Annotated in this window: 4 protein-coding genes and 1 pseudogene; 3 read left to right on the top strand and 2 right to left on the bottom strand. The window is 66.9% G+C overall.

The annotated features are described in order from the left end of the window. From B0E41_RS03145 to B0E41_RS03135, 3 genes are all read left to right on the top strand, one after another. The coding region (locus B0E41_RS03145; protein ID WP_363350151.1) for a tripartite tricarboxylate transporter substrate binding protein at positions 1-1,004 on the top strand (1,004 nt) is incomplete at its 5' end. A gap of 4 nt (positions 1,005-1,008) precedes the next feature. Beyond that, complete coding sequence (locus tag B0E41_RS03140) at positions 1,009-2,523, top strand: amidase (RefSeq protein ID WP_077328711.1); 1,515 nt, start codon at positions 1,009-1,011, stop codon at positions 2,521-2,523. Positions 2,524-2,576: 53 nt separating this feature from the next. Continuing rightward, on the top strand, positions 2,577-4,577 hold the full coding sequence (locus tag B0E41_RS03135) for a PAS domain-containing sensor histidine kinase (RefSeq protein ID WP_077328709.1): 2,001 nt from the start codon (positions 2,577-2,579) through the stop codon (positions 4,575-4,577). Between the two features lie 38 nt (positions 4,578-4,615). On the opposite strand, the gene B0E41_RS03130 is transcribed toward B0E41_RS03135, so the two are convergent. After that, positions 4,616-7,078 carry a PAS domain S-box protein gene (locus B0E41_RS03130; protein ID WP_077328707.1) on the bottom strand — a complete coding sequence of 821 codons (2,463 nt, stop codon included), beginning with the start codon at positions 7,076-7,078 and terminating at the stop codon, positions 4,616-4,618. A 258-nt stretch (positions 7,079-7,336) separates the two neighbouring features. Further along, a pseudogene (locus B0E41_RS27010) lies at positions 7,337-7,748 on the bottom strand (hypothetical protein); the annotation flags it as partial.

Raw genomic sequence — 7,748 nt, 5'->3', positions numbered from 1 at the left:
CCACCCACCCCCCGAAGGAAAGCCCCATGAAGCTGATCACGTTCACACGCCGCACCGCGCGCCTGGCCGCCGGCCTGCTGGCCCTGCCGCTGCTGGCGCACGCCGCCTACCCCGAAAAGATCGTCACGCTAGTGGTGCCCTACCCGCCCGGCGGCGCCACCGACACCCTCGCCCGCAAGCTCATGGAGCCGCTGGGCAAGCGCCTGGGGCAGAACGTGATCGTGGAAAACCGCCCGGGTGCGGGCACCGCCATCGGTGCCACGCTGGTGGCCAAAGCACCGGCCGACGGCTACACGCTGCTGATCTCGTCGAACACCACCTTCACGGTGAACGCGGCCATCAAGCGCCAGCTGCCTTACGACCCGCAGAAGGGCTTCGAGTCCATCGGCACCATCGGCAGTTCGCCGCTGGTGCTGCTGGCCAACCCCAAGCTGGCGGCGAGCAACCTGCCCGAACTGCTGGCCCTGGCCAAGCGCGAGCCCAGCGGGCTGAACTTCGGCTCTTTCGGCAACGGCACCACCGCGCACCTGGCCGGCGAAATGCTCAAGGTGATGACCGGTGCCAACCTCGTGCACGTGGCCTACAAGGGCAGCGCCCCGGCCATGACCGACCTGATCGGCGGGCAGATCCCGCTGACTTTCGACACCAACGTCGCCGCCATGCCGCAGATGGCCGCGGGCAAGGTGAAGGCGCTGGCGGTCACGTCCAAAAAGCGCTCGCCGCAGATGCCCACGGTGCCCACCATCGCCGAGGCCGGTTTCCCCGACTACGAAATGGTGCCGTGGCTCGCCATCGTCGCGCCGCGTGGCCTGCCCGATGCGGTGCGCGCCACCCTTTCGAAAGCGCTGGCCGACACGCTGAGCGATCCAGCGGTCAAGGCCGAGCTGGAAAAAATCGGCGTGGAAGTGGCCTACGAACCCGGCAGCACCTACGACACGCGCGTGGCCCGTGAACTGCCGCTGCTGCGCGCCTACGTGCACAAGGCCAACATTCCGCTGGAGTGAACCGATGTCATTGGTCTCACTGAGCGCGGTCGAACTGCGCAGACGCATCGGCAACAAAGAGATTTCCCCGGTCGAGCTGCTCGAAGCCTGCATCACGCGCATCGAAGCGGTGAACCCGGCGGTGAACGCGATCTGCGCCACCGATTTCGAGCGCGCCCGCGCCACCGCCCGAGCCGCCGAGGCCCAGGTGTTGCGCGGCGAATCGCTGGGCCCGCTGCACGGCCTGCCCCTGGGCGTGAAAGACCTGCAGGACACCGCCGGCCTGCTCACCACCAGCGGCAACGTGGCGCGGCGCGGCCACGTGCCGCAACAAGACAACGCGCTGGTGGCCCGGCTGCGCGCGGCCGGAGCCATCGTCACCGCCAAGACCAACGTGCCCGACATGGGCGCCGGCGCCAACACGCGCAACCCGGTCTGGGGCGCCACCGGCAACCCCTTCAACCCGATGCTGAACGCCGGCGGTTCGTCGGGCGGGTCGGCCGCCGCCCTGGCCACCGACATGCTGCCCCTGTGCACCGGCTCCGACACCGGCGGCTCGCTGCGCATCCCGGCCGCGCTGTGCGGCGTGGTGGGCCTGCGGCCCTCGCCCGGCGTGGTGGCCAACGACGCGCGCCCGCTGGGCTGGTCGGTCATCTCGGTGCTCGGCCCCATGGGCCGCACGGTGGCCGACACCGCGCTCATGCTCTCGGCCAGCGTGGGCCGCCACCCCATGGACCCGCTCAGCGTGTCCGGCGTGTGCCAGGGCTGGCCCTTGCGGGAAATCGATTTATCGAGCCTGCGCATCGGCACGGTGGAAGACTTCGGCACCTGCGCGGTGGACCCGTCCATCCGCCGCAGCTTCCGCCAGCGCGTGGCCGCGCTCGCGCGCCACACCCGCTCCTGCGAGCCCGTGGAATTGAACCTGAGCGAAGGCCACCGCTGCTTCGACATCCTGCGTGCCGAAAGCTTCGTGGCGGCCTTCGCCGACACCTACCGCAACGACCCGCAGTCGCTCGGCCCCAACGTGCGTGCCAACGTGGAGATGGCGCACGCCATCACGCTGGGCGACCGCGCCTGGGCCCACCTGGAGCAGACGCGCATCGCGCGGCGTTTTGAACGCGCCTTCGAACAGGTGGACCTGATCGTGGCGCCGGTCACGCCGGTCTCGCCCTTCCCCTGGAGCGAGCTGTACGCCGAGCGCATCGACGGCCAGGCCATGCGCAACTACTACGAGTGGCTGGGCCTGACCTACCTGGTGACGCTGGCCACCAACCCCGCGCTGTCGCTGCCCTGTGGCGTGGACGAACACGGCATGCCCTTCGGCCTGCAGCTCATCGCCCCGCTGCGCGCCGACGATCACCTGCTCGGGATGGCCAGTGCCGTCGAAGCCTGCTTCGCTGCGCAACCTGGGTTGGGGCGCCCGGTGCCGCCCGAGGCCTTGCTGAGCCAGCCGACGCCGGCACTCAAAAGTCTGGTGACGCACCCACCCTTGGTGGGCGTGGACGCTGGCGCACCCGGGGCGACGCACACCGCCGTGTGAACAGGCCCTTGCGCGATTTGCGCAACGGGTCGTTTACCAGGACACTTCGAGGCATGCACGCCCCGAACAGCCCGGCCAGTGACGCACCGTCGATCGAACAGCTAGCAGAGTTCGTTCCGGGGGCCCTGCTCCGCTACCGCGTGCGGCCCGACGGCACGGACCGCATCGAGCACATGAGCAGCGGGTGCCTGGACCTCTGGGAAATCACGGCCGCCGATCTGGTGGACGACACCAGCGCCCTCTGGGGCATGGTCGACCCGAGCAACTTGCCCGGCTTTGCCGCATCGATCGCCGAGTCGGCCAGGCTGCTGAGCGACTGGTCGTTCCAATGGCGCATCACCACGCCCTCGGGGCGCTGCAAGTGGCTGCACGGGGTCGGAAGACCTCGACCGCAAAGCGATGGCAGTGTGTTGTGGCACTCGTTCATCCTGGACGTGACCAACCACCAGCAAATCAAGGAAAGCCTGAGCGCAAGCGAAGAGCGCTTTCGGCAGCTGATCGACGCCATTCCCAACGTGGCGGTGCAGGGCTACGACGCCGCCCTCGTGTGCCGGTTCTGGAACCAGGCGTCGGAGCGCCTGTATGGCTACAGCGCGGCGCAGGCGGTGGGCAGCAGCCTGCTCGACCTCATCATCCCGGCGCCGATGCGCGCCGCCGTGGTGAGCGCCACGGATCAGATGATGAGCAGCGGCGAAGCCATCCCGGCCGCTGAACTGGTCTTGCGGTGCCAGGACGGCCGCGCCGTGTCGGTGTATTCCAGCCACGTGCTGCTGCAGCGGGAGGGCCACCCACCGGAGTTCTTCTGCATCGACTACGACCTGACCGAGCGCCAGAACGCTGAAGACATGCGCCTGCAGCTTCAGTCGCAATTGCGCGAATCCCAAAAAATGGAGGCCCTGGGAACGCTGGCCGGCGGCGTGGCGCACGACTTCAACAACATCGTGGCGGCGATTCTGGGCAATGTCGAACTGGCCCTGGACGACCTGCCCGAGGTCCACCCGGCGCGCATCAGCCTGCACGAAATCCGCAAGGCCGGGCGGCGCGCGCGCGACCTGGTGCAGCAGATCCTGGCCTTCAGCCGGCGCCAGGACAGCACCCGCCAGCCCACCTGCCTGCGAACGGTGCTCGAAGACACCCACCGCCTGCTGCGCGCCACCTTGCCGCCCGATCTGACACTGCAGGTGCACGCAGACCCGAACCTGCCGGCGGTGATGGCCAACGCCACGCAGATCGAACAGGTGATGCTGAACCTGGCGAACAACGCCCTTCAAGCGGTGCAGGGCCGCGCGGGCGCCAGCGTGCAGCTGCGGCTGGAGCGCGTCGAGCGGCCAGAGGCCGAACTTGGACGCGGAGAACTCCAGGCCCTCGCCATCCCAGGCACCTGGCCCGGCGCCGGGGTTTGCTTGAAGGTGATCGACAACGGCATAGGCATGGCGCCCGAGACACTGGGGCGCGCGTTTGAGCCCTTCTTCACCACCAAGGCGCCCGGCGCCGGCACCGGCCTGGGACTGGCGGTGGTGCACGGCATCTTGCGTGAACACGGCGCGGCCCTGCGCGTGAGCAGCCAACGCGGCATCGGCACGGTGTTCACCACCATCTTCCCCGGGTTGCCGGACGCCCCTCCCGACGAGCCAGCAGCTGCCGCACCCGACACCGCCCCACCCGGCAGACCTTGGGGCGACCAGCCCGCACCCCACGTGGTGTACGTCGACGACGACGAGGCCATGGCCTTCCTGGTGCAGCGCCTGCTGGAGCGCGACGGCTACCGCGTGAGTGCGTACACCAGCGCGCCAGCGGCGCTGGATGCTTTTCGCCAAGCGCCACTGGACGTGGCCTTGTGCATCACCGACTACAACATGCCGGGCATGTCGGGGCTGTGGTTGGCGCGCGAGATCAAGGCCCTGCACCCCCAGCTTCCAGTGGCCATTGCATCGGGCTACATCAGCGAGGAGTTGCGCCTGGGCGCGCCGGCCGCCGGCGTGGACGAAGTGATCTTCAAGCCGGACACGGTGGAAGCCCTGTGCGCGGCCATCCAGCGCTTGCTCAAGCACTGAGCGGCTGAGCGTCTCGCTCAGACCCACTGAGCTTCTGCTCACTTGGTCTTGGGCAGCAGCGCAGCGATGGCGCTGAAAAATTCGTTCACCGAAATGGCCTTGAAAATCAGATCGCGCACGCCAGCACTGGCGGCTTGCGAGCTCAGGGCTTCGTCAATGAAACCTGACGCAACGGCGATGGGCAGGTCTGGCCGTATCGCACGCACCAGGCGCGCCACATCCAGGCCGGACATGCCCGGCATGTTGTAGTCGGTCAATACCAGATCGATGCCGGCTGGATCGGCGCTGATCGCGTCCAGCGCAGCACGCTGGTCGTGGTACGCACTCACGCGGTAACCACGGCGCTCCAGCAATTGCTTGATCAGCAACAGCAGTGCCTGGTCGTCATCGATGTAGAGGATGTGAAGCCCGGGCGCCACCGGGCTGGCGGCCATGCTGGCATGCGGGGCGGGCTTTGCGGGTGGCGTGACCTGAGGTTCTGCGTTCTGAGGTGGTTGGTGCGGTGGTGAGGCCGATCCCTTGTCCGCAGGGGTGGGCCAAACAGGCAAGAACAGGGTAAACCGGGTCCCGGCACCGGGCTCGCTGTCCACCACGATCGCCCCTTTGTGCCCTTGCACGATGCCGTGAACCACCGCCAATCCCAGGCCGGTCCCTTCGCCCACGGGCTTGGTCGTGAAAAAGGGTTCGAAGATCCGCGACAGGGTCGATTCAGCCATGCCTGGCCCGTCGTCTCCGACGGTGAGGCGAACCGCACCATCCACCTGCTGCGCAAAAAACGCTCGCAGCGAGGGGTGCCTGGTGAACATGGCTTCGTCGGGTGCGGCTGCATCCAACGCGATACAGACATGCCCCGGTCGCCCGCCCATGGCCTGCATCGCGTTGGTGACCAGATTGATCAGGACCTGCTGCATCTGGGAGGTATCGGCCGACACATCCGGGGTGTTGGGGGCGCAGTGCACGTCGATCGACACGCGCGCAGGCAGCGTGGCGCGCAGCATGCTCGCCGTCTCGTGGACCACGGGGCCAAGGGCCGTGGGTTGGTGGTCGGTGTGCTGCCGCCGGCTGAAGGCCAGAATCTGTTTCACCAGGTCCCGCGCGCGGCTGGCGGCCTTGTGAATTTCCCCCAGACTCTCTTGTGCCGGCGACGTCTGGAGCACGTCCTCACGCGCCAAAGCCACATTGCCCAGAATGGCCGCAATGATGTTGTTGAAGTCGTGCGCAATGCCGCCAGCCAGCGTGCCAATAGCCTGCATTTTTTGTGATTCACGCAGCTGCGCCTCAAGCTCGGCATGGGTCGCCTCGGCCTGCTTGCGCGCCGTGATGTCAAACGAGGTGCCGCGATAACCGGTCACGACGCCTTGGTGGTCACGAAGCGGGATGGTGGACACCTGCATCCAGCTGATCGCACCGGATTTCGTGACCATCCGGCATTCGAGGCCCCGAATCGAACCGTCCTCACGCCGGTCATTCTCGATACAGGCTTTGACCCTTTCCTCCTCGCCTTGTGGCATGAATTGGTATGGCGTGTGCCCCAGCATTTCATGCGCTGCGTATCCGAGCAGTGCTTCAGCGGCGTCGGATACGTAGGTGTACCGGAAGTCGGTGCCGAGGTCGCAGATGAATCCACCGGCGGCCTCGGCAGCGTCCCGGTATCGGGCTTCGCTTTCGCGATGCACCGCCTCCGCCTGTTTGCGCACGGTGATGTCAAACGCCGTGCCGCGATAGCCGGTGATGGCACCCTGGCTGTCGCGCAGGGGAATCCTGGAGGCCTGCAGCCAAAGCTCGGCGCCGGACTTCGCAATGACCCGATGTTCGAGCCCGTGAATCGAGCCATCCTGTTCCAGATGCTGTTTGAACCAGGCATTGACCCGGTCAATTTCACCCGGCGGCATGAAATCGGCCGGCGTTCGCCCCAGCATTTCATGCGAAGTGAATCCGAGCATCTGCTCGGCCCTTTCCGACACAAAGGTGTACCGGAAACGGGCATCCATATCCAGGACGAATCCACCAACGGCCTCGGCCGCATGGCGGTAACGGACCTCGCTTTCGTGCAGCGCGGCCTCAGCCCGTTTGCGCTCGGTGATGTCGCGCGTGATGCCAATGAAGTGGGTCAGACGACCGTCTGCATCTCGCACCGGAGAAATGGACAGGTCGTTGCAGTAAACGCTGCCGTCTTTGCAATAGTTGAAGATTTCGCCAGAGAAAGCACGTTGCGCTTGCAAAGCACGGCGAATGGCGTCGATGGTCCCGACGTCGGTCAACGGGCCTTGCAGGAATGCGCAAGTGCGCCCCGTGACTTCCCGCTGGCGGTAGCCCGTGATGGCTTCGAACGCGGGATTGACCAGAACGATGCGACAGGCGCTGTCCGTGATGACGACCCCTTCCGACGTCGCATCAAATGCGAGCGCGCTGACGTGTTTGGCGTCCTCGACACGCTTGCGCTGAAGCAATTCATCGTCGCCGCGGGGGTCATCCTTGAGCTCACGGTCACTGACATGCATGGGCGTCTGACCTCAGTTTCCCTGCGCAACCAAGTCCCTGGGCTCCATCCAGCCAACTGGGCATCGAGGACAGATGGGGCAGTGCTGCAACCAACGGACTCCGGTTGAAAAATTGACTTGAACGATCAACGCTCGGTGTGACTCCAGCACCTTACTCCCGATATCGGCAGCGCAGACAGAAACATGAGCTCAACGTTGTATCAACGGGTACCGACTCAGCACAGCTCGGGCCATGCGGCTTTGTGCGGCGGTGCGGCTTCAGCGCGGCGCGGTGCCGGCCGCCACCAACAGGGCCTTTGCCGCTTCGATGCGGTATGCCAGCGCCACCGTCGGGTCGTTCATCACGTCCATCAAGAAGCGGCGCGGGTCCTGGTAGGGGCCGTTCAGCGCGTGGTGGGGCGTGCTGGCGGCGAGGGGCGGCGTGGGCACCGCAGTGGGTGTCGGCGCGGCCACCACAGCGGCAGGTTGCAACCGCGCCAGCGCCGCCTGCCAGGCATCCGGCGTGATACTGGCCAGGCGGCTGAGCAGCTCCGCCTGGGCGTCTTCGCCGGGCTGGAAGTCAAGCGAGGGGTCGTCGCCGAACACGGCGGGCAGGTCGGGCGCCACGAAGGCGGACCAGCGGCCGGTGTCGGGGTGCAGCGCGGGGATGCGCGTGGCATGGGGTTGCGGC

Source organism: Hydrogenophaga sp. A37, from assembly GCF_002001205.1.
In the GTDB taxonomy this organism is placed as follows: Bacteria; Pseudomonadota; Gammaproteobacteria; order Burkholderiales; family Burkholderiaceae_C; genus Hydrogenophaga.
Note: the sequence above shows the minus strand (reverse complement) of the source record. Positions and strands in the feature narration are given on the sequence as shown.